We start from the raw sequence: 22,880 nt of genomic DNA on the forward strand, positions 1-22,880 counted from the left end.
TTTTGACACCCCTTTCCGTATTTTCGGACCGAGAGGAGCAGCCGCACGATGATGGACGAGAGCAATAGCCGCGTTAAACAACTGGCCGCCAGGGCCCACAAAGCCTGGAACCGTCCGGTGATGCCCGCCGCGCCCACCGGCAAACTGCCCCCGCAGGCCCTCGACCTCGAGGCCGCCGTGCTGGGCGCGCTGATGCTGGAGAAAGACGCGCTAACGAGCGTCATCGACATCCTCAAGCCCAAGAGCTTCTACAAGGAAGCCCACCAACAGATTTTCCAGGCCATTCTGAGCCTGTTCGACAAAACCGAGCCCATCGACATCCTGACGGTGACGCAGGAGCTGCGCGCCATGGGCACGCTCGAAATGGCCGGCGGCCCGCAGTACGTGGCCCAGCTCACCTACCGCATTCAGTCGGCGGCCAACATCGAGACGCACGCGCGCATCATCACCGAGCACGCCATCAAGCGCGAGCTGATTGCCATTGCCTCGAACGTGCACCGCGACGCCTACGAGGACACCCAGGACGTGTTTAACCTGCTCGATCAGACCGAGCAGGCGCTGTTCGAGGTGTCGGAGTCGAACATTCGCAAGAACTTCGACGACATGCGCAGCCTGATGGGCAAGGCCATCAAGGAGCTGGAAGAGAAGAGCAAGCAGACCGGCGGTCTTACAGGCGTCACGTCGGGCATGATGGCCCTGGACCGCGTCACGTCGGGCTGGCAGAAGTCGGACCTGATCATCATCGCGGCCCGCCCGGCCATGGGTAAGACGGCCTTCGTGCTGTCGTGCATGCGCAACGCGGCGGTGATGGACAAGAAAGCGGTGGCCTTCTTCTCGCTGGAAATGTCCTCGATTCAGCTCGTGAACCGCCTGATTTCGGCCGAGGCCGAGCTGGATTCCGAGAAAATCAAGAAGGGCAACCTGGCCGACTACGAGTGGCAGCAGCTCAACCACAAGATTGCCACGCTTTCGAACGCGCCCATTTTCATCGACGATACCCCCGGCCTGAGCATCCGCGAGCTGCGCACCAAGTGCCGCCGTCTGAAGTCGCACCACGACATTCAGATGATCATCATCGACTACCTGCAGCTGATGACCGGCAACGGGGACGGCAAGCCCGGCGGCAACCGCGAACAGGAAATTGCCTCGATTTCGCGCGCCCTGAAGGGCATTGCCAAGGAACTGAACATCCCCGTTATTGCCCTCTCGCAGCTCTCGCGCTCGGTGGAAACCCGCGGCGGCGACAAGCGCCCGCAGCTCAGTGACCTGCGCGAATCCGGCTCCATCGAGCAGGACGCCGACATGGTAATGTTCCTCTACCGCCCCGAGTACTACGGCATCACCGAGGACGAAATGGGCAACCCCACGCAGGGCGTGGGCGAGGTTATCATCGCCAAGCACCGTAACGGCGGCCTCGACAACGTGCCGCTGAAGTTTATCGGCCGCTTCACCAAGTTCCAGGACCTTGACGATATGGGTGGCGGTTTTGCGCCCGAGGCCAGCTACAACACCGGGCAGCTGCCGGCCAGCACCTTCGACGAGCCCGACCCGGGCTTCGCGCCGAACACCATCCGGCTGGGCTCACGCATGAACGACTCGTCGCCCTCGCCGCAGCCTTTCCCCAAAAGCAACTTTGGCAACGAAGACCCACCGTTTTAAGCCTCGGCCAGAAATTCGAACTTGTAACCCGCGCCGCAAACTGTGGCGCGGGTTTTTCTTTGCCGTAGCGGCTGGCGCCAGAGCCGTGCAGCCTACCGGCGGAGCCCTTGTCAGTGGCACTACCTCCCTAACCTTCCTGCCGATGGCCTTTTTTACGCGTGCTGACTTTCGGAAATGTGTCGTTGCCGGGCACCTGCTGCTGGGTATTGGCCTGGCGGCTGGGCCGGTTCCGGTCGGCGCCCAGGCCATAACTGCTGCCTCCAAGCAGAGCTCCGCGGCATTGCGCCAGACGCTACAGGCCAAGCTCGACGAGTTGCACCGCAACGGGCATTTTCCCGGTGCTACCGTGGGCGTGGTGCTGGCCGATGGCAGCAGCTTCGCGCTGGCTACCGGGCTGGCCGATAAAGAAGCCAACCGGCCCATGAAGCCGACGGACCTGATGCTGCAGGGCAGCGTGGGCAAGACGTACGCCGCCGCACTGGCCATGCAGCTGGTAGCGTCGGGACAGCTAAACCTGGATGCGAAAGTGGCGCAATACCTGGGCACCGAGCCGTGGTTCAGCCGCTTGCCCAACGCTCAGGATATTACCGTCCGCATGCTCATGAACCACACCAGCGGCTTGGTGCGCTACGAGTTCAAGGAGCAGTTTTTGAAGGACCTTAAGGCCCAGCCCGACAAGGTGTGGCAGCCCGCCGAACTGCTGGCCTACCTCTTCGATGCGCCGGCGCCCTTTGCCGCGGGGCAGGGCTGGGACTATTCCGACACGAACTACATCGTGCTGGGTATGATCATCGAGAAAGTAACCGGAAAAAATTATTACGACTTGGTGGCGCAGCGGCTACTGAAACCGCTAAAGTTGCGCCACACCGTGCCCACCGACCGCCGCCGGATTCCGGGCGTGGTGCAGGGCTACGCGGGACCCAATAACGAGTTCAGCGGCACCGATGCCATGCTGCAGAACGGCCGCTTCGTTATCAACCCGCAGTTTGAGTGGACGGGTGGCGGCATAGCCTCCACCACCGAAGACCTGGCCCGCTGGGCCAAGGCCATGTACGAAGGACGGGCGTTCGACGCGAAAATGCTACCCGAAATGCTGACCGGCGTGGCCGCGCCCATGCTCGGCAACGAAGCCAAGTACGGACTGGGCGTCATTCTGCGGCCCACCAGCCTTGGGCCGAGCTACGGGCACAGCGGCTTCTTTCCCGGCTACCTGACGGAAATGATTTACCTGCCCGAACAGAAAATGGCCCTGGCTGTGCAGTTCAACAGCAGCACGCCCAAAGCCATTGGTAAGTCGCCGTTCCGGTTCCTAGTGGAACTGGCCGAAGCAGCACAGTAAAGGCTGATATTCGCAGCGGCCACAGCCTTGATGCGACGGGGCCGCACGGGTAAACCGGTGGTAGATTTGTCTCTGACGGACGTTCAGCGCATGGTTGCGGCTAGTTAAGCAACATAGTTGTCCCCCGTTTCTAAGCGAACCGGCCCGGCCAGCTTCGTCACGAAGCTGGCCGGGCCGGTTTTACTTATTCGCTGCCGTGATTAAGCCGTAGCCACTACTTGCTGCTTGCGCGTCTTCTTACGCTCTTTCTTCAGGCGGTTCAGCCACATAATCACGCCCGTTACCGGGAACGTCACGCCGAGTACACACACCACGAGGGCAATAATCTTGGAGGGCATACCGAAGATGGCGCCGGTGTGCACCGGCTTGAAGGTGCGGCGTACGCGCTGGCCGAGGTTGCGGTCCTGGAAGTCCAGCTTGCCCAGCGGCCGGCCCGTGTACTGGTCGAGGTACAGCTCATCGGTGGCGCCTTCGTAGGCGGCGTTGGCCGTGGTGGTCATCACGCGCACGGCTTCGGCCGAGTCCTTCGGGAGGCTGATGGCGTAGGAGAGGGCACCCGGTACCTGCTGCTGGGCCACCGTGTAGGCCTGATCAAAGCCCAGTTTGCCTGCGCCAAGCACCACTTCCGACTTCGGGGCTTCGGGGCCCTTCGGGTTGGAATTCGTTACGGCGAAGATGCCGTTGTTGAACCACTCAAACGACCACGCCAGGCCGGTGAAGGCGAAGACGAAGAGGAACAGGGCCGAGTAGAAGCCGAGCACGATGTGCAGGTCGTGGTTGAGGCGCTTGAAGCTTGCGTCCCACTTCACCAGCAGGCGCTGCTTCAGGATTTTGCCCGTGGCCGGCCACCACAGCACGATGCCGGTGGCGATGATGAAGAGGAACAGCAACGTGCTCACGCCCACGATGAGCTTGCCCACCGGGCCGCCCACCATGCCGCGGTGCAGGGCCATCATGGTGAAGAAGAACGTGTCGCGGTACACGTAGGGGCCCACCACGGCGCCGGTGTAGGGATTCACGAAGTACTGCGGGCCGCGGCCACCCTCACCGCCTCCGCCTTTGCCACCTTTCTCGCCACCCTTGCCTTCACGGCCGCCTGCGTTTGCCTGCTCACCACCGCGGCCCGCGCGGTGCTCCCTGCCGCCTTCGCCGCGGCGCATGCTGCCCTCACGGCCTTCCTTGCCGCCAGGGCCACCGCCGGCCAGCGTAATTTCGGCCGTGCGCAGCGGGTCGGCGTACAGCTTGAGGCTGGTCACCTTGGCCTTGGGCACTTTGGCCTGCACGGCGGCCACCAGCTGGGCGGGCGAGAGGCGCTGCGCCCCGGCCTGCTCCACGAAGTAACGCTCCGGGTGCAGGGCCTGCTCCAGCTCCTTTTCGAAGACGAGCACGGCGCCGGTGAAGCACACCACGGCGATGATCAGGCCCGATATCAGGCTGAGGTAGAGGTGAATGTTGCGGAAGAAAATCTTCATGGCAGGGCTGCGGTGGCTAGGTGTGCCAAACCCACCGAGCCCGGTGGATAACCGGAGCCCGATGGGTTGGCGGCACTAAATCAGGGAGAGGTAAAGTTACAGCTTGTAGGAGAGCGTGGCCGAGAAGTTGCGCGGTGCGATGGGGTTCACGCTGTTGTCGTCGTGCAGGTTGTAGCTCAACTCATTCAGCAGGTTGGCGAGTTTCACCCGCAGCGAGAAACGCTGATAGGTGTAGCCCACCGAGGCATCCAGCTGCACGTAGTTAGGGATGGTGATGAGCTTGAAGGCGTCGCCGTTGGCCCAGGGCATACCCGTGGCGGGGTCGTAGGTGCGGGAGTTGCGGCCGGCCAGCTTGTCGCCCACGTAGTAACCGGTCACGCCCACGTTCAGCCCCTTCAGCGCCGAGTTGTCGAAGGTGTAGAACAGGCTCAGGTTGGCCGTATGCGCGGGGTTGTAGCGCAGGCGGCTGTTGTTTTCGTAGATGTTGCTCTTGGTGTAGGCCGTGTGGTTGTAGCTGTAGCCGGCAATGACCGACCAGCCCAGGTAAGGCTTGCTTTGCACGTCTACTTCCACGCCCTTGCTGGTTACTTCGCCGGCCAGCTCCTTCACGTTCGAGTCAAGGTTCTGCTTTACGGAGCCGTCAGGATTGAGCACCGGCTGGCCGTTGGCCAGTACCGGGCCGAGGTAGGTCTGGGCCAGGTTGCTGTTCACGATGCGGTAGGCCGTCACGTTAGCCGAGAGCAGGCCGTTGAACAGGTCGTTCTTGATGCCCACTTCGTACTGGTCGAAGGTCGACGGGGCGAGCGTCGCGCCGTAGGCGTCGCGGCCGGTGTTGGGCTGGAAGGAGTTCGAGTACGAGGCAAACACCGAGGTCGTCTTCAGCGGCTGGTATACCAAGCCGAGGCGTGGCGAGAAGGCGTTGTCGAAACGGCGAGTGGGCGCGTAGGTCACCGTGCCGGCTGCGTTGTTGTAGGTGAACAGGTCGCTCGGCGTTTCCTGGTAGCTCCAGCGCAGGCCGGCCAGCACCTTGAGCTTCTCCGAAATGCTCAGCAGGTCCTGCACGTAGAAACCGGCGCGGCGGGTATTGCCCTTGGTCAGGGTGTTGCGCAGCAGCGCGTCGTAGCCGGTCACGCGGTTGTTGGGCTGGCCCAGCACCTTGTTGGGGTTCAGAACGTTGATCGAATCATACGCCTGCGCAACGTAGGCCAGGGAGTTGGTCTGGTACTGGTCGGCATCGGCACCCACCAGCAGGGTGTGGCCCAGGAAGCCGGTGTGGAAGTTGCCGGTCAGGTCCAGCTGCGCCAGGTAGTAGTTCTCGGTGGTTTCGCTGCGCTGCAGGTTGCGGCCCCAGTCGCCGTAGAGGCTGGGCTTGGGGTGCTTGGGCGAGACGACCACGCTGCCGCGCTTCACCTCGGGCATGGTGCCGTTGTTGATGTTGGTGGGGCGGGCCGCCGAGCGCAGCTCGTTGTCGTAGCGCTGGAAGCCGCCCACAGCGCGGATTTGCCAGGCGTCGCTGATACGGCTGGTGAGCGTGGCGGTGGCGCTGGTCTGGGTGGTGGCGTTGCGGGCGTCGGGCAGGTTCAGGAAGCGGCTGCGCGAATCCAGAATCACGTAGTCGATGGCGCCAATGCCGAAGTCCGGCGTGCGGTTGTCACGCAGGTAGTCGCCCTCCAGTACCAGCGTGGTTTTGGGCGTGAGCTTGAAAAGCAGGGAAGGGTTCACATAGAAGCGCTCCGACTGCACCTCGTCGCGGTAGCTGTTGCCTCGCTCGTAGGTGGTGTTCAGGCGGTAGGCCACCTTGTCGCTCTTGCCCACGGCGCCGTACACGTCCACCATCGGCTTCCAGAAGCCAAACGAGCCAACGCGCAGGCCCACGGCGCCGCCTTGCTCGAAGCGCGGCTTCTTGGTCACCAGGTTCAGCACGCCGCCGGCGGCCACGTTGCCGTATAGGATGGCGGCGCTGCCCTTCAGTACTTCCAGGCTTTCGAGCGAGGAGGCTTCGGGCATGATGCCGTTGTTGAAGCGGACCCCGTTCTTGAAGGTATTATTCGAGCCGTAGGAGAAGCCGCGGCTGCCCAGCTCTTCCTGGGTGCCGCCGGTGGTGCTGGTCACGTAGATGCCGGGTGCATTCACGATGGCGTCGCTCAGGCGCAGCACCTGCTGCTGCTCCAGGGTTTCCTGGTTGATGGTCACCACGGCCTGGGGCAGGTCCAGCGGGCGGATGGGCATTTTGCTCACGCCCGTGGGCCGTTGGTTGATGGTGCGCGCCTCGGTGATTTTGACTTCGGTCAGCTGGTTGGTGCTCTTCACCAGCGTCACCGTCGGTACGCTCACGGTACCGCGGGTGGGCACTTCGATTTCCACTTCCTGCGTCACGTAGCCCAGGTAGGCAATGGCCAGCGTTTGCTTGCCTGCCGGCAGGCGCAGCCGGAAGGAGCCGTCGGCTTCCGTGCTGGTGCCAATGGTGGTACCCTTCACCATCACCGATACTTGCTCGGCGGACTCGCCATCGGCTAGTGCCACGCGGCCGACTGCTTGGCCGTGAGCGGGTTGGGGGGCGGTGGGCTCGTCGCCACCGGGTTGGCTGATATAGCTAAGTTTGGTCTGGGCAGTGACGGCCAAAGGAGCCATTGCCAATAGCAAGAAAGGTAGGGAGCGGGTCATTCAGTTATTTAGACTGATTCAAAAGTGATGCAAAGCAACGCACTGTTTAGATTCCGTCCAAACAAACCTCGCTACAAATTGAAACTTTTCTAAATAAGCTGATGAAAATCACCTTGAACGGTAGTCGCCAAAAAGAGAACCGCGCCGGAACCAGTTGGCCCGACGCGGTTTAGGTGTCATCAGAAAGGTTACGCCAGCTAGACCGTTGCCGCCACCAGAGCCAGCTCGAAGGCTTCCGCGAGCAGCTGATAGGAGCGGAGCCGATCCTCGAAGTCGGCCGTGATGGTGACCACCACGATTTCCTCGACTTGGTAGCTGCGGGCCAGCTCGGTAAGCTGCCGGTGTAGCTGTTCGGGCGTACCGCTCAGGATGCGGCCGCGGTTGTAGGCCAGCCGGCCGCGTTCCTCGTCGGTATACGGGTAGTCGCGGGCTTCCTCGTAGGTGGGGAAGGGGCCGCGACGGTTCTGCTCGATGCGCAGCATCTGCAGCTCCATGGCGGCGCGCAGCTCGTTGGCCTTCTGCTCGGTATCGGCGCAGAGCACGAACACGGCCACGTTGGCGGTGGGCTGCTGAAAAAACGCCGACGGCTGAAACCGGTCGCGATACAGCTGCATGAGCTTGGGGCCGCTGTTGGGGTTGATGAACTGCGCGAAGGAAAACGCCATGCCCAGGTGAGCCGCGAACAGGCCGCTCTGGCCACTGGAGCTGAGCAGCCACGGCTCGGGCACGGTGGGCGCCTGGGGCATGGCCTTTACCTTGGCGTGCACCGTGTCGGGCACTTCCTCGTCGAAGAGGTAAGCCTTCAGGTCCATCAGCTGTTCGGCAAATTCCTCGTCGCTGAACTGGTTGCCGGGGTTGAGCACGTGCGCGGTAAAGCGGTCGGAGCCGGGCGCGCGGCCAATGCCCATATCGATGCGGCCGGGGAAAAGCGTTTCGAGCATGCGAAAGTTCTCGGCCACCTTCAGGGCGGAGTAGTGGGGCAGCATCACCCCGCCCGAGCCCACGCGGATGCGCTCCGTCTGGCCGGCCAGATGAGCAATGAGTACTTCCGGCGTGGTGCCGGCCAGAAACTGCGTGTTGTGGTGTTCCGAAACCCAAAAGCGCGTGTAGCCGAGGCGGTCGGCCAGCTGGGCCAGCTGCACCGTTTCCAGAATGGCTTGTCGGGGCGTGGCGCCGGGGCGTACGGGCGACTGGTCGAGCACGCTCAGGCGGAGGGGCGGGGTGGTTTCCATAGCTGCGGGGTGAATGGCTAGGGAAGCATAACCGTCGGGCCCGGGCGGTGGTTCAGCCGATGTCCTTGCCCATTACCCGCACCGGATGACGTACCGTCCGCCCGATATTGCGCTCTATGAACTCCTTCGCGCCCCAAGCCGTGCTCCTCGATTACTTTCGTCAGCACCTGTCGGATGCCACGGCGGCGCAGCTCACGGCTATCGAGGCCATATTTGAGCCGCGCCATCTGGCCCGGCACGAAGAGCTGGTGCGCGCGGGCGACGTCGCGCGCGTGGGCGCGTTCGTAGCGCGCGGGTGCCTGCGTTCCTTCGTGGTCGATGGCAAAGGCAAGGAGCACATCATTCAGTTTGCGCCCGAGCACTGGTGGATATCCGATCCGAACAGCCTCAGCCGCCGCGAGCCCGCCCAGTTTACCATCGATGCGGTGGAAGATTCCGAAGTGCTGCTGTTCGACGCGACCTTCTTCCGCAAGCTCAGCCAGATTACGCCGGCTTTCACCGAGTTCTTTCACCAGCTGCTGCAAAATAACGTGCGCACCCTGCAGCGGCGCCTGGTGCTCACGCTCAGCGCTTCGGCCGAGCAGCGCTACGTGGATTTTCAGCACACGTATCCCACGCTGGCCCGGCGCCTGCCCCAGCGCATGATTGCCGCGTATCTGGGCGTCACGCCGGAGTCGTTGAGCCGCATCCGCCGCGAGCTGGCGGGGCACTGAAGGGACGCTGGCTCCGCGGCCGCGTGAAAGGTAGGCGCGCGACGCAAGGTGCGTCGCGAAGTCGAAGTGCCTCAAAGTGCCTCAGTTAGCTATGAGAACCGGCTGGTGCGACGGGGGTAAACTGCTCGATCAGCTCCTGCCACTGCGGAAACTCCCCGTTCAGGGCTGCCCGGCTGGCCAGTTCGAAATCGGCGAAGTCAAAGCCTGGAGCCACCGTGCAGCTCACCAGGGCGAAGCCCGCGCCGTGCCGGACGCGGGCCCCAAACCACGCGCCGGCCGGCACGACGGCCTGAGGCACTTCGCCGCGGGCGAAATCGGAACCCAGAATGATGCTGGTAGCCTGCTGGCCGCTTAGCACGACGATTTCCAGCGGCTGGCCCTGGTGAAAAAACCACAGCTCGTCGGACTTGATGCGGTGGAAATGGGATTTGTCGGCGTTTTCCAGCAGGTAGTAGATGGCCGTGCTTACGTTGCGCGTCTGACCGACTTCATCAGCTGTGGTATGCGCCGAGCGATACGTTTCGCGGTAGTAGCCGCCCTCCGGGTGGGGCGTAAGGTGCAGGTGCCGGATGATTTCCTGAGCCGTCATGGAGTAAGCTGGAAGCGGATGGGAGCGGGAAGATACTGTAAGCCTGAGCAAGCTGCTGCGGCCGGGTGCAGGCGTGGTCTACCTGCTGCCGGCGGCCATTTCTTACCATACATCAAGGCGCGGGCCTACGGGGCGGGGTACCTTTGTCATGTACCAACTCGGAAGCTGCCCGATGGACCGCAAAGCCTTCCTGAAAGCCCTGGCGCTGCTTCCCTTTGCTTCGGCCATGAACCTGCAAAACCTTCATAAAGTATCCTCGTCGTTTCAGCGCAGCACCAAGATGCCCGTGCTCTTTATCGGGCACGGCTCGCCGATGAATGCGCTGGAAGACAACACGTTTACCCGCGCTCTGAAGAAGATGGGTGAGGATATTCGCCAGCGGCAAAAGCCCAACGCCATTCTTGTCGTGTCGGCGCACTGGCTCACGCGCGGCTCCTTCGTGACGCTGAACGAGCGGCCCGAAACCATCCACGACTTCGGCGGCTTCCCGCAGGAGCTCTTTGCCATGCAGTACCCCGCGCCCGGCGCGCCCGAGTACGCGCAGCAAACCATGGCCCTGGTGCCCGACCTGCACGGCTCCGACGAGTGGGGCCTCGACCACGGCACCTGGACGGTGCTGCACCACCTGTTCCCGGCCGCCGACGTGCCCGTGTTCCAGCTCAGCCTTGACGTGCACAAGACGCCCGCGCAACACTTCGCTCTGGCCGCCCAGCTGCAAGAGTTGCGGAAGCGCGGCGTGCTCATCATCGGCTCGGGCAACGTGGTGCACAACCTGCGCCAGAGCATGCAGAAGCTCATGGCCGGCGACGCCTCGCCCTATGCCTGGGCGGTAGAATTCGACGAATGGGTGAAAGGCCGCATCGATCAGCGCGACTTTACGGCCCTGTTCGACGTGCAGAAAGCCGGTGCCAGCGGCCCGCTGTCGGTGCCCACGCCCGACCACTACTGGCCGCTGCTTTACTCCCTGGCGCTGGCCGACCGGGACGAGCCCATCAGCCACGCCTTTGAGGAAGTCAGCTTCGGCGGGCTGAGCATGCGCACGGTGGCCATCGGGTAAGTTCGAGCTACGAACAGGCCCGGCGCCCCGCCGCGGCCAGCCATTACCTGCCGTGTCACGGCCATGGTTGGGCTTAGCAATGCCAATACCAAAACGGAAATGCCTGCCTAAGCGCTTAGGCAGGCATTTCCGTTTTGACAACGTTGGTCTACAGGCTTAGGCAAGCATTGTCAAAACGGAAACGTTGGTCTAAGCCCTTAGCCTGCCGTTGTCAAATGCGCATGCCACCCCTAAGCGCTTAAGGGGCCGTAGCGAAAACGGAAATGCTGTTCTACACCTTTAAGAGCAACTGGCGGGCAACGTGCCTTGTCTTGGCAAGCCATTGACAGGCCTTGCAGACTCGGCGCGTAAGAAGCAGCGCCGCCTACCGGCACCAGCGGAATCAATGGCCGCGAAACCGCCACACGGGCAGCACCTCGCCGGTCCGAAACTCCGTCAGCTCGGCCGGTAGTTCCACGAATCCGTCGCTGGGCAAGAGGCTGGCCTGGTCGCCGGAACCGTGGGCGCGCTCGGGGTAGGCCATGAGGCGGCCATCGGGGCCGGGGCGCAGGCTCACCAGCAGAAAATGCGTCAGGCGGGGGCGGAAGATGACGTCGGCGGCCAGGGCCGCTAGCTCGGGAGCGGCAAAGCGCGGCGCGGGCAGCTGCACGGCCCGCAGCCAGGGCGCGGCGTAGCGGTAATAGTTGATGAACGTCGATACGGGGTTGCCGGGCAGGGCAAACACCACGGCGCCCGTGGGGTGGCGGCCAAACCAGAATGGCTTGCCCGGCCGCTGCTGCACCTCGTGAAAAATCTGCGCGGCGCCGGCTGCTTGCAGGGCCGCGGGCAGGTAATCGGCCTTGCCCTTCGACACACCGCCGCTGAGCAGCACCGCGTCGTAGTCGCGCAGCAGTGGCGGCAGGCCCGTGGCCAGTGCCGCGGGGTCGTCGTCGAAGTGCAGGATGGTGGCTTCGGCTCCCGCCTGGCGCACGGCGGCCAGCAGCATGTAGGCGTTGGAGCGGCGAATCTGGTGCGCGGCCGGCTCCTCCGTGATGTCCACCAGCTCGTCGCCGGTGCTTACCACGGCCACGCGGGGGCGGCGGGCTACGTCCAGCATGACGGCCCCGACGGTGGCGGCCACGGCAATTTCGGCCGGACCGAGCACGGTGCCCGCCGGCAGCAGCAAGTCGCCCTGCGGCCGGTCGGAGCCGCGGCGGTGCACGTTGTGGCCCGCGGCGGGCGGCGGTACCTGCACCACGGCCACGCGGGGGCCGTCGGGCTGCTCCTCGATGCGCAGGTCTTCGTAGCGCACCACCGTATCGGTGCCCGGCGGCAGCACGGCCCCGGTCATGATTTCGACGGCCGCCTGCATGTCGGTGAGCGGCTCGGGCGCCTGCCCGGCAAACTGCGTGCGTTCGATAACGAAGCTGGTCTGGCCGGCGGCCACGGCGGCGTGATTCAGCGCGATGCCGTCCATCGTTACCCGGTCGAAGGGCGGAAAGTCGCGGTCGGCGTGCAGCGGGGTGCGCAGTACCCGGCCGGTGGCCTCGGTGAGCAGAATGCGTTCGGGGGGCAGCGGCGCGGCGGTAGCCTGCACGAGGCGGGTGGCTTCTTCAACGGAAATCATGCGGGCAAAGCGGAAAAGCAGCAATTCGGGGCCGGAAGGTAGCGCCCGGGGCCGGCTTTACGTATCCGAAGCCGGGGCGGCCGCGCCCGGCGGCGCGTCTTGGCGGGCCGGGTTACCTTTGGCCGCCTTGGTTGTTATCATTCTGCGCCGCGGCCTGCGGTGCCCGGCTGCTTTGCTTATGTCCGATTCTAGTTCCTCCCCCAAACTAACCCACCTCAACGCCGCCGGCCAGCCGGCCATGGTCGACGTGGGCCAGAAGGCTGCCACGCGCCGCGTGGCCCGGGCCCGCAGCCGCGTGGTGCTCGGCGCCGATATCCTGGCGCTGGTGCAGCAGGGCGACCTGCCCACGCGCAAAGGGCCGGTGTTTCAAACGGCCATCCTGGCCGGCATCATGGGCGCCAAGAAAACCGCCGACCTGATTCCGCTCTGCCACCCGCTCGGCCTCGACAACTGCCAAGTAACCGTGACCGTAACTCCGCCCGACGCAGTGGTCATCGAGTGCACGGCGACGGTGACGGGCAAAACCGGCGTGGAAATGGAAGCCCTGACCGGTGCTTCGGTGGCCGCCCTGACCATCTACGACATGTGCAAGGCCCTCTCGCACGACATCGTCATTGAGCAGACGCGCCTGCTGTCGAAAACCGGCGGCAAGAGCGACTTTCTGCACGTAGACAAAGCAGAGTAGAAAAGAACGCGCTGTCGAGTAGTTGTCAGTGCAGTGCCAGCAGTCTATCAAAGACCGTCATGCAGAGCGCAGCGAAGCATCTTGCGTGCTTCGTTGCACGGCGAAATAATAACGTCATGTCGAGCGAAGTCAAGACAGCTCGCCGGATAGTAACTCCCTCTGTTGAACAGGAAGTTACTATCGGCCGTCAGCACGCGAGATGCTTCGCTGTGCTCTGCATGACGGTCTTTCCCAGGTTGTTCAACGACGCCTGCGAGCAGCTTGACTGCGCCGCTACATGACGCCCTGATTTTATCATGGAACCTCAGAATCTCAAGACCCACCAAAAACACGCCGCTCTGGCCCGGCCGGATATCGGCGAGTTCGGCCGCCACGAGCTGGGCATCCTCGGCGCGCCCTGCGGCGTCATCAAGGAGCTGGCGGCGCGTCTGCTACCGCTGCTCACGCCCGCTTTGCGCGTGGCTTACGTCGATGCCGACCACGCCGCCGGCGACGAGGCAGAGGCTGGCGGCAGCGGTGGGGCCGATGCTATTCTGCAAGCTGGTGCCACGGCCGAACTGACCGACAAGATTCATTTCCGCCGCCTCGATGTGCGCCGCGGCATGGATAAGTTTATCCAGCCGCAGTGGCTGAACGAGCAAAGCCTGGTGCTGGTCAACGGCAACCACTTCCGCGCCCGGCAGCAGGTGGTTATCATCGACCCGCGCAAGCCCCTGGACAAGAAGCTGGACCGGCTGACCGACGTGCAACTCGTGCTGTTGTCGGAAGGGCAGACGGAGGTGCCGGCCGTGTTGCAGCACCATTTGCCCATCGGGGCCCCGCTGACCGTGCTGCCGCTGGCCGATACGGCCGCCATTGCGGCCTGGGTGCAGCAGTGGCACCAGCGCCACCAGCCGCCGCTGCGCGGCCTGGTGCTGACGGGCGGCCGCAGCCAGCGCATGCAGGAGGACAAAGACCGCCTGCGCTACCACGGCCACGAGCAGCGGCAGCACGCCGCCGCCCTGCTGGCGCCCTTCTGCCAGGAGGTGTTTATTTCCTGCCGCCCCGAGCAAGCCGCTGAGCTACCTACTGGCCTCACTCCGCTGCCCGACCAGTTTCTGGACCTCGGCCCGATGAGCGGCATCCTCTCAGCCTTCCGCCACGACCCCAACGCCGCCTGGCTGGTGGTAGCCTGCGACCTGCCTTTTCTGACGCAGCAGACCCTGCAGTACCTGGTGGCGCACCGCAACGCCGGCCGCGTAGCCACGGCCTTTCAGAGCCCCGACAACGAATTTCCGGAGCCGCTCATCACCATTTGGGAGCCGCGCAGCTACCCTGTGCTGCTGCAGTTTCTGGGGCTGGGCTATTCCTGTCCGCGCAAAGCCCTCATCAACTCCGATACCGAGCTGCTGACCGCGCCCGACCCGGCGGAGTTGCGCAACGTGAATACGCCCGCCGAGCGCGACGCCGCCCGGCAGGAGCTGGGGCCGCTGGCACAGTAGCCTAGGTTTCAACGCCCGATTGCAACCCGTCCCGCGACTGAATTCCTGCTAGGGGAATTCAGTCGCGGGACGGGTTGCCTTCTTCTAACGCTGTTCTTACCGGGTAAGCAGGGGCAGGATGATTGAGAATCAGGCAGCAGCTGGACGGTTGGATTCGGGCGTGGTAGGTCGCTATAGTCCAACGAATAGTGCGCAAAACCCAACGCCAGCGCTGATAGACGCGTAATCCGGGCTATTGGGTTGTCGTAAGGGTTAGCTTGACTGCCGCACGGGCCCACTACCGTCCTCTTATCCCAACCAAGCGCCTTTATGAGCACAGTTTCCACATCCAGCGCCGCGGATGACCAGCTGCGGCCCCCCGTACCGCCAAGCTCCGTCACGCTGCGCATCAACGGCGAGGACCGCACCTTGCACATCGCGCCCTGGACCACGCTGCTCGATGCGCTGCGCGAGTACGCCGGCCTCACCGGCACCAAGAAAGGCTGTGACCACGGCCAGTGCGGCTCCTGCACCGTGCTCGTCGACGGCAAGCGCATCAATTCCTGCCTCACGCTGGCTGCCCTGCAGGAAGGCTCCGACATCACCACCATCGAAGGCCTGGGCCAGGAAGGCCAGCTGCACCCGCTGCAGCAAGCTTTCCTCGACCACGATGCCTTCCAGTGCGGCTACTGCACGCCGGGCCAGATCTGCTCGGCCCAAGGGCTCATCAACGAGGGCAAGGCGCGCACCGAAGACGAAATCCGGGAGCTGATGAGCGGCAACATCTGCCGCTGCGGTGCCTACGTGGGCATTCTGAACGCCGTGAAGGAAGTAGTGGACGCCCAACAAGCCAGCCGCCGATGAACCCGTTTACCCTGAACCGCCCCGAGACGGTGGACGCCGCCGTGCGCAGCGTCACCGGCTACCTGCGGCCCGCCTTTATTGCCGGCGGCACCAATATCCTCGACCTGATGAAGGAAAACGTGGAGCATCCCACGCACCTCATCGGGCTGAACAAGCTGCCGCTGAACACCATCGAAGCCACCGCCGACGGTGGGCTACGGCTGGGCGCCACGGCCACCAACGCGGATACCGCCTGGCACCCCGAAGTGCAGCAGCGTTACCCGCTGCTGAGCCAAGCCATCCTGGCCGGAGCCTCGCCGCAGCTACGCAACATGGCCACCAACGGCGGCAACCTGATGCAGCGCACCCGCTGCTACTACTTCTACGACACGGCCACGCCCTGCAACAAGCGGGAGCCCGGCTCCGGCTGCGGCGCCATCGGCGGCTTCAACCGCATTCACGCTATCCTGGGCGCCTCCAAACACTGCATTGCCACACACCCCTCCGATATGTGCATTGCCCTGGCCGCGCTCGAAGCCGTGGTACACGTGAAGAGCAAGGACGGGGAGCGGCAAATCAAGTTCGAGGACTTCCACCGCCTGCCCGACGACCAGCCCGAGCGCGACAACACCCTGGAGCCCGGCGAGCTGATTACGGCCATCGAGCTGCCCGCGAAGGGCTTCGCCGAGCACTTCAGCTACCTCAAGCTGCGCGACCGGCAGAGCTACGCCTTTGCGCTGGTGTCGGTGGCCGCCGCGCTGGAGCTGAACGGCAACACCATCACCGATGCGCGCCTGGCGCTGGGCGGCGTGGCCCACAAGCCGTGGCGCGACAAGAAGGCCGAGGCCCTGCTCATCGGGCAGCCGGCCACTGAGGCGACGTTCCGCCAAGCGGCCGAAGCCGTGATGAAGGACGCAGTAGGGCAGGGGCTCAACGACTTTAAGATCGAGCTGGGCAAGCGCGCCATCGTGCGCGCCCTGAAGCAGGCCACCGCCGGGGAGCATAAAGCAGCCGACATCTTTACCAACAGCAATCCATGAGCACCAGCAGCAGCAATACCAACTACGTCGGCAAAGCCCCGAACCGCGTCGAGGGCCCGGCCAAAGTCACCGGCGCGGCCAAGTATTCGGGCGAATTTGAGGTGCCCGATCTGGTGTACGGCGTGGTGGTGAGCAGCCCCATTGCCAAAGGCAAAATCCTGAAAATCCACGCCGATAAGGTGCTCAGCCTGCCGGGCGTGCTACAGGTGTTTTCGCACGAAAACGTGCCCCATCAGGCGTGGTTCGACCGCAACTACAAGGACGACGTGGCTCCCGGCGGCTCGCCCTTCCGCCCCCTGCACGACGACGAGGTGAAGTTCAGCCAGCAGCCCGTGGCCCTGGTCGTGGCCGATACCTTCGAAGTGGCCCGCTACGCGGCTAGCATCCTCGAAATCGAGTACAAGGAGGAAAAGCACGAAACCGACATCGAAAGCCAGCGCGACAAGGGCCACGCCCCGAGCAAGGGCAAGTCGGGATACAAGCCGCCGTCCAGCCGCGGCAACGCCGCCAAAGCCATTGAGAAGGCCGAGCACCGCATCCGCCACGAGTACATCCATGGCACGCAGCATCACAACCCCATGGAGCTGTACGCCAGCACGGTGCACTACCACCCCGACGGCAAGCTGACCATCTACGACAAAACCCAGGGCGTGCTGAACTGCCAGCAGTACGTCACGAAGGTATTTGGGCTGAGCAAGGACGAGGCGCGGGTTATCAACCTCTACAACGGGGGCGCTTTCGGCTCGGGCCTGCGCCCGCAGTACGAGCTGTTCCTGTCGGTAATGGCTGCGCTGGAGCTGCGGCGCTCGGTGCGCGTCACGCTCACGCGCCAGCAGATGTTTTCCATCGGCCACCGCCCGCACACCCTGCAGACGCTGGAAATGGGCACCAACCCCGACGGCACGCTGGCTGGCCTGAAGCACTACGCCCTGCACGAAACCTCGCGCTTCGAGGAGTACACCGAAAACGTGGTGAACTGGTCGGGCATGCTCTACCAGTGCGACAACGTGCAGCTGGGCAATCAGGTGGCTGCGCTCGACGTGTACACCCCCCAGGACATGCGCGCGCCCGGCGCCGCCACCGGCTCCTTTGCCCTGGAAGTGGCGATGGACGAAATGGCCTACGCCGCCGGCCTCGACCCGGTGGATTTCCGCCTGCGCAACTACGCCGAAACCGACCAGAGCGAAAAGCTACCCTTCAGCAGCAAGCGCCTGCGCGAGTGCTACCGCCAGGGCGCCGAAAAATTCGGCTGGGACCGTCGTCCGCTCAAGCCGCGCTCCATGCGCGAGGGCAACAAGCTCGTGGGCTGGGGCATGGCCGGCGGCGTATGGGACGCGCAGATGCAGAAAGCTGCCGCCAAAGCCAGCATCACGGCCGATGGCAAGCTGACGGTGACCAGCGCCGCCGGCGAAAACGGCACCGGCACCTACACCATCATGACGCAGATTGCGGCCGAAACCCTGGGTCTGCCCCTGGAAGCCGTAACCTTCAAGCTCGGCGACACCGACATGCCCGAAGCCCCCGTGCAGGGCGGCTCCTGGACGGCCGCCTCCGTGGGCACCGCCGTGCAGAAAGCCTGCCTCGCCGTAGCCGACAAGCTGCTGAAGCAAGCCAAAAAGATGGACGACTCCCCCCTGAAAGGCGCCGACCTGGAAGACGTGGAGTTTGTCAACGGCCTGATCCGGCTGCGCAAGGCGCCCGAGCAGTCGGTGGTGCTGCGCGACGTGCTGCAAGTCAGCGGCGAGCGGCAGATAGAGGCTGACTCCACGGCCATTCCGAACCTGCTGAACATGGCCCGCTACTCCATGCACTCCCACAACGCGGTATTCGCCGAAGTGCAAGTAGACGAGGAGCTAGGCACCATTCACGTCACGCGGGTAGTCAACGCGCTGGCCATCGGGCGGGTGCTCAACCCGAAGACCGCCCGCTCGCAGGTGCTCGGCTCGGTGGTGTGGGGCATCAGCATGGCCCTGATGGAGGAAACCGTGACCGACCACCGCTTCGGTCGCTACATGAACCACAACCTCTCGGAGTACCACGTGCCCACCAACGCCGACATCCGCGACATCGACGTGATTTTTGTGGAGGAGGAAGACCCCTACGTGAACCCGCTGGGCGTGAAGGGCGTCGGCGAATTGGGCCTGCTGGGCGTGGCCGCCGCCATCAACAACGCCGTCTTCCACGCCACCGGCAAGCGCGTCCGCGACCTGCCGATTTATATCGATAAGCTGCTGTAGAAATCCTAGCGCGTGCTGCAGGGCTGAAACAATGTCCTGAGCACGCGCTATTAATCTAAAATATAGGATTGTATTTTATGAACTGCCAGATATTTAGATAATGTTGAAGTATATCTTCTGTTATTAACAGCTTGTCTATTGTTGTTAGGTTTGAAAAAACGTTATCTGTGAGAGGTACGTCTGTTGTGCTAATTCTATTAATTGATGCAGATAATATGGATTTATAATTTTTGGATTTTGTGGATTTAAATCCTAGGTATAACGGTAGTGAGTTAAATAAATTATTCGTGTTTTCTTCTAATTGAGTGTTTTTATGCTCTGATATTCGTTTCAGGAATGAATTTAAGGTTTCGGAGGATGAATCCATTAAGTTTTCAGGTTTGCTGTGAAAGCCGACTTTTAATTCTTTGCAATAAGAATAATGGTGGCTGGTGTTTTTGTCGTATATTTTGCTGTGAGGTGGGATGGTTAATGAATTTTTAAAAACCTTTACGTTGTCAAAATTATGTGCATAAGAAGAGCTGTCTAGAATAATAATATTGTGGAAGTGCGTTGGTATTACATCTTCTCTATATTGCTTTATAGACAACAAGTCCTGTTTCTTGTAAAATAATGGTGCGACATAAGCTGCGTGGTGCTTTTGTGATAATTCATGCATAACGTTGTGTTGTTTGTAGCCATTTTCTTTTTTCAATAATTCAAAAGCGAAAAACCCTTTTTGAGTAGGTAGGCTGATCTTATTTCTATCTGAAAGTAGTTTGCCTGAAAAACTTGGGGTAAAAAAATATGACCTTTTAAATTGAATATAGAAGGGTACTATTGTAGTTAGTACGCCGTCATAGCCAAGTTCATTTTCATCTGCTTGGGAAATTCTGCTAATGCCAACGCTTTTGTCTTTATAATAAAAGGTTCTGTTTAGGCCTGTCTCAAGAGCAGATATAAAGTCTTCCTCGATGAAATCAGGTTTGTGTGTTTCTCCTTTTTTTAGTAATGAAGTCAATGTTCTTCGTTTAAGAGGTGGAGGTATATTTGAGTGACTTGGTTTTATTGCAACAATAAGTAGGTATGATTATTGATAAATCATATATTATTTGCAATGGGTTTGGTTGTTTTTCGGGTTAATTTTGTATGTATTTTTAAGAGGCGTTTGTGGTTGAATAATACTTGTGCTGAATAGTTCTTCTGACTAAAGTAATATGATTGCCCACGTTGCTTGGTATATTTGATGGCAATATACTTTTCGTAACTGACTTTTATGATATACCTCCCCGCCGCCACTCGCTACCGTGATATGACCTACCGCCGCTGCGGCCGCAGCGGGCTGAAGCTACCCGCCGTGTCCCTGGGCCTGTGGCACAACTTCGGCGACGTGGACCAACTGGCTACCGGCCGCGCCACCCTGCGCCGGGCTTTCGACAGCGGCGTGACACACTTCGACCTGGCCAACAACTACGGCCCGCCGCCCGGCTCGGCCGAGCTCAACTTCGGCCGCATCCTGCGCGAAGACTTGGCCACGTACCGCGACGAGCTGATCATTTCCACCAAGGCCGGTTACCACATGTGGGAGGGGCCTTACGGCGAGTGGGGCTCGAAGAAATACCTGGTCAGCAGCCTCGACCAGAGCCTCAAGCGCATGGGCCTGAACTACGTGGATATCTTCTACCACCACCGCCCCGACCCCGACACGCCGCTGGAAGAAACCATGGGTGCCCTCGACCTTATCGTGCGCCAAGGCAAGGCCTTGTACGTGGGCATCAGCAACTACCAGCCGGCCGAAGCTGCCGAGGCCTTCCGCCTGCTGCGCCAGCTAGGCACGCCCTGCCTGATTCACCAGCCCAAGTACTCCATGTTCGAGCGGTGGGTGGAAGACGGCCTGCTCGATTTGCTCGGCCAGGAAGGTGTCGGCTGCATTCCGTTTTCGCCGCTGGCCCAGGGCCTGCTCACCGATAAGTACCTCGGCGGCATCCCCACCGACTCGCGCGTGGCTAAGGGCGTGGGCTTCCTCACCGAGCAGCAACTGACGCCGGAACGCCTCACGCAGGTGCAGCGCCTAAATGAGCTGGCCCAGCAGCGTGGCCAAAGCCTGGCACAGATGGCCCTGGCTTGGGTACTCAAGGACGAGCGGGTGACGTCGGTACTCATCGGGGCCAGCCGCCCCGAGCAGCTCAGCGACTCCCTGCGCTGCCTCGACAATCTACAGTTCACCCCTGAAGAGCTAGCCGCCATCGAACAGGTTCTGGCTCAGTAAGCGGAGAAACAAGCTGCTACGTCACGCTGAACGCCGGCGGCGCAGCCCCACTGATTGGTCAGGGCGTCTTGGTCGTCATGTCGAGCGCAGCCGAGACATCTCGCCGGATAGTAATCTGCTCGTTGAGTTACTACCTCACATCAGCCCGCGAGATGTCTCGGCTATGCTCGACAGGACGGGCTTATTGCTTGGATTATCCAAAGCGGTAAGAACGAGTCTACAAGCAGGCCATAGGTGGCGCATAGGCTTATGCTGTTTGCGTAATCTTCAAATAAACTGCAGCTGCAGGTTCGTCAAAAACAAGCGCGCGGCGGCCAATTCCGGACGGGCAGTTTCGGCGGCCGGCGCTACGGTCAGCAATTGCTGGTAGTAGAGGGTGGCTTTTTTAGATTGGCCGGCTTTTTCGGCGGCGGTGGCGGCGCCGTAAAGGGCGTTGAAGCGGTTAGGGTGTTTCTGTAAGGTGGCCTCGTAGGCGGCCAGGGCAGCGGCGGGCTGCTGCAGCTCCAGCAGCATGTCGGCCAGTAGCTCCCGGGCGGGCAGCACTTCGCTGGGCGTCACGGGGTGCTTTTCGGTTTGATCTTCCAGGTCGGCGGCTTGCTGCATGCGCTGCAACGCGGCGGCATGTTTGCCTTTGGCCAGTAGCAGCCAGGCCTCGGCGGCGCGTTGCTGCACATCGACCTGCCGGGCCTTGTACGCGTCGTGCTGCTGGAGCAGCGCCGCGTGCAGGGCACTCAGCTGCGCCACTTCGGTACGGGCCTGCGCGGCGTGGCCGGTGCGGGCTGAGCCCAGGGCGCGGGCAAAGTGCGTGATGGCGCGCTGCCAGGGAAACTCGTCCCAGGCGAAATTGGCCGGCCGCAGCGGCATTTGCGCGGCCGCGTCCCACTGCTTGGTTTCCAGCACGCAGCGGGCCGGAATGGCCGCGTAGGCGTACGCGACTTTAAAGGTGACCGGCGTCACCTGCCGGATGGTGTCGAGGTAGCGCCAGTAGGAGCGGGCCCGCTGGGTGTCGCCCTGCTGCAGGTAAGCGTACACGAGGTAATCCAGGCTGTGCAGCTCTTCGTCCCAGTGGCCCGGCAGCCCGGCGCTTTCGGCGTAGCACTGGGCCGAAGCCGCCGCGGCCAGGTTGGAACCGATGCATTCCTGCCACAGGCCCAGGCGGGTGAAAATGTGCGAGGGCATGTGCAGCGCGTGGGCCGACGACGGCGCTACCGAAGCGTAGTGGCGCGCCGCGGGCAGGGCCAGGGCCGCCAGCTCGGGGTAGTCGTAGGTGTGGATGAGGTAGTGCACGATGCCCGGATGATTGGGCTGCTGCCGCTGCAGGCGTTGCAGCAGGGCGCCGGCTTTGCGCTGGTTGCGGAAGGTTTTGTCGGTGGGCGCAGCGGAGGCGTCGAGGGCCAGGGCGTAAAAGATGGTGGCTTCGGTATCGCGCGGAAAGTTGGTGGCGAGGCGCGTCATGGCCTGCGCAAACCGCACGCTGCGGGTGTGGTGGTCGGTCCGCTGATGGTCGGCGTAAAAGGCCGTTAGAGCGTCGATATAAGCTGTTTCACGGGCTGATTTGCCCGGTAGCTGCTGCGCCAGGGCCACGGCGCGGGCCCCCTTGGCCAGCTCGGCCGGGGTGGGCGGCGTCCAGAGCGGGTGGTAATTGCACATGGCCACGCCCCAGTAAGCCATGGCGCAGCCCGGGTCCTGATCGATGATGCGGGCGAAAACTTTTTCGGCCGCGTCGTACTCGAAAGAGTGAAGCAAGGCCACGGCCAGGGAAAAGTCTGCCTTGATCTTATCCGAGCCCGTCACCTCGAAGGCCACGCTACCAAACTGCTTGTCGGCCGGGCCGCACAGGGAGATGTTGCCGCGCTTGAGGTCAAGGGCAGTGAGCGTCGCTGACGACACGGTTTGGCTTTTTCGCTCGCAGGCCGTAAGCAGCGTGCACATACCGAAACCCAGCCACCAGGCAAATTTGAGCGCGTTGGTCATAGTCAGGAAGCATTAATAGAAGGGCGTAGCCCGGCAGCCCGCGAAGCGCGGCCCGGTAGGGC

Annotated in this window: 17 protein-coding genes; 10 read left to right on the forward strand and 7 right to left on the reverse strand. The window is 62.4% G+C overall.

Annotated features, from left to right (window positions below; genetic code table 11):
- Positions 1-120: 120 nt before the first annotated feature.
- Positions 121-1,659: a replicative DNA helicase gene (dnaB, locus tag B0919_RS20405; protein WP_410503635.1), complete on the forward strand. Its 1,539-nt coding sequence runs from the start codon at positions 121-123 to the stop codon at positions 1,657-1,659.
- Between the two features lie 142 nt (positions 1,660-1,801).
- The gene (locus B0919_RS20410; protein ID WP_078014143.1) at positions 1,802-2,998 is read left to right on the forward strand and encodes a serine hydrolase domain-containing protein; all 1,197 of its coding nucleotides are present in this window, start codon (positions 1,802-1,804) and stop codon (positions 2,996-2,998) included.
- A 200-nt stretch (positions 2,999-3,198) separates the two neighbouring features.
- Here the strand turns inward: B0919_RS20410 and B0919_RS20415 are convergent, their stop codons facing one another.
- From B0919_RS20415 to B0919_RS20425, 3 genes are all read right to left on the reverse strand, one after another.
- Positions 3,199-4,470: a PepSY-associated TM helix domain-containing protein gene (locus tag B0919_RS20415; RefSeq protein WP_078014144.1), complete on the reverse strand. Its 1,272-nt coding sequence runs from the start codon at positions 4,468-4,470 to the stop codon at positions 3,199-3,201.
- 96 nt (positions 4,471-4,566) lie between these two features.
- A complete protein-coding gene (locus tag B0919_RS20420; RefSeq protein WP_254846634.1) occupies positions 4,567-7,101 on the reverse strand; it encodes a TonB-dependent receptor in 2,535 nt (844 codons plus the stop codon).
- Between the two features lie 230 nt (positions 7,102-7,331).
- Entirely contained in the window at positions 7,332-8,366 is a 1,035-nt protein-coding gene (locus B0919_RS20425) for an LLM class flavin-dependent oxidoreductase (protein ID WP_078014146.1), read from the reverse strand.
- Between the two features lie 116 nt (positions 8,367-8,482).
- Here B0919_RS20425 and B0919_RS20430 point away from each other — a divergent pair, with 116 nt between their 5' ends.
- Positions 8,483-9,079 carry a Crp/Fnr family transcriptional regulator gene (locus B0919_RS20430; RefSeq protein ID WP_078014147.1) on the forward strand — a complete coding sequence of 199 codons (597 nt, stop codon included), beginning with the start codon at positions 8,483-8,485 and terminating at the stop codon, positions 9,077-9,079.
- A gap of 85 nt (positions 9,080-9,164) precedes the next feature.
- Here B0919_RS20430 and B0919_RS20435 read toward each other — a convergent pair whose 3' ends face one another.
- Entirely contained in the window at positions 9,165-9,668 is a 504-nt protein-coding gene (locus tag B0919_RS20435; protein WP_078014148.1) for a cupin domain-containing protein, read from the reverse strand.
- 172 nt (positions 9,669-9,840) lie between these two features.
- Between B0919_RS20435 and ygiD the strand changes: the two genes are divergently transcribed.
- Positions 9,841-10,725 (forward strand): 4,5-DOPA dioxygenase extradiol, encoded by an 885-nt coding sequence (gene ygiD / locus B0919_RS20440; RefSeq protein ID WP_254846635.1) that lies wholly within the window; start codon positions 9,841-9,843, stop codon positions 10,723-10,725.
- A 382-nt stretch (positions 10,726-11,107) separates the two neighbouring features.
- On the opposite strand, the gene B0919_RS20445 is transcribed toward ygiD, so the two are convergent.
- A complete protein-coding gene (locus tag B0919_RS20445; RefSeq protein WP_078014185.1) occupies positions 11,108-12,331 on the reverse strand; it encodes a molybdopterin molybdotransferase MoeA in 1,224 nt (407 codons plus the stop codon).
- 178 nt (positions 12,332-12,509) lie between these two features.
- Between B0919_RS20445 and moaC the strand changes: the two genes are divergently transcribed.
- From moaC to B0919_RS20470, 5 genes are all read left to right on the forward strand, one after another.
- Entirely contained in the window at positions 12,510-13,016 is a 507-nt protein-coding gene (gene moaC / locus B0919_RS20450; RefSeq protein ID WP_078014149.1) for a cyclic pyranopterin monophosphate synthase MoaC, read from the forward strand.
- A 296-nt stretch (positions 13,017-13,312) separates the two neighbouring features.
- Positions 13,313-14,497: an NTP transferase domain-containing protein gene (locus B0919_RS20455; protein ID WP_078014150.1), complete on the forward strand. Its 1,185-nt coding sequence runs from the start codon at positions 13,313-13,315 to the stop codon at positions 14,495-14,497.
- Between the two features lie 309 nt (positions 14,498-14,806).
- Positions 14,807-15,340 carry a (2Fe-2S)-binding protein gene (locus B0919_RS20460; protein WP_078014151.1) on the forward strand — a complete coding sequence of 178 codons (534 nt, stop codon included), beginning with the start codon at positions 14,807-14,809 and terminating at the stop codon, positions 15,338-15,340.
- Positions 15,337-16,359, forward strand: coding sequence for an FAD binding domain-containing protein (locus B0919_RS20465; RefSeq protein ID WP_078014152.1), 1,023 nt, complete (start codon positions 15,337-15,339; stop codon positions 16,357-16,359). The genes B0919_RS20460 and B0919_RS20465 overlap by 4 nt, the downstream gene beginning before the upstream one ends.
- Positions 16,356-18,596: a xanthine dehydrogenase family protein molybdopterin-binding subunit gene (locus B0919_RS20470; protein WP_078014153.1), complete on the forward strand. Its 2,241-nt coding sequence runs from the start codon at positions 16,356-16,358 to the stop codon at positions 18,594-18,596. The genes B0919_RS20465 and B0919_RS20470 overlap by 4 nt, the downstream gene beginning before the upstream one ends.
- Positions 18,597-18,651: 55 nt before the next feature.
- On the opposite strand, the gene B0919_RS24895 is transcribed toward B0919_RS20470, so the two are convergent.
- A complete protein-coding gene (locus tag B0919_RS24895) occupies positions 18,652-19,596 on the reverse strand; it encodes a hypothetical protein (protein WP_139362290.1) in 945 nt (314 codons plus the stop codon).
- Between the two features lie 255 nt (positions 19,597-19,851).
- On the opposite strand from B0919_RS24895, the gene mgrA reads away from it, so the two are divergent.
- The gene (gene mgrA, locus B0919_RS20475) at positions 19,852-20,844 is read left to right on the forward strand and encodes an L-glyceraldehyde 3-phosphate reductase (protein WP_078014154.1); all 993 of its coding nucleotides are present in this window, start codon (positions 19,852-19,854) and stop codon (positions 20,842-20,844) included.
- Positions 20,845-21,111: 267 nt separating this feature from the next.
- Here mgrA and B0919_RS20480 read toward each other — a convergent pair whose 3' ends face one another.
- The gene (locus tag B0919_RS20480; protein WP_217701050.1) at positions 21,112-22,818 is read right to left on the reverse strand and encodes a hypothetical protein; all 1,707 of its coding nucleotides are present in this window, start codon (positions 22,816-22,818) and stop codon (positions 21,112-21,114) included.
- Between the last annotated feature and the right edge of the window lie 62 nt (positions 22,819-22,880).

The organism is Hymenobacter sp. CRA2, from assembly GCF_002007105.1.
Taxonomy (GTDB): domain Bacteria; phylum Bacteroidota; class Bacteroidia; order Cytophagales; family Hymenobacteraceae; genus Solirubrum.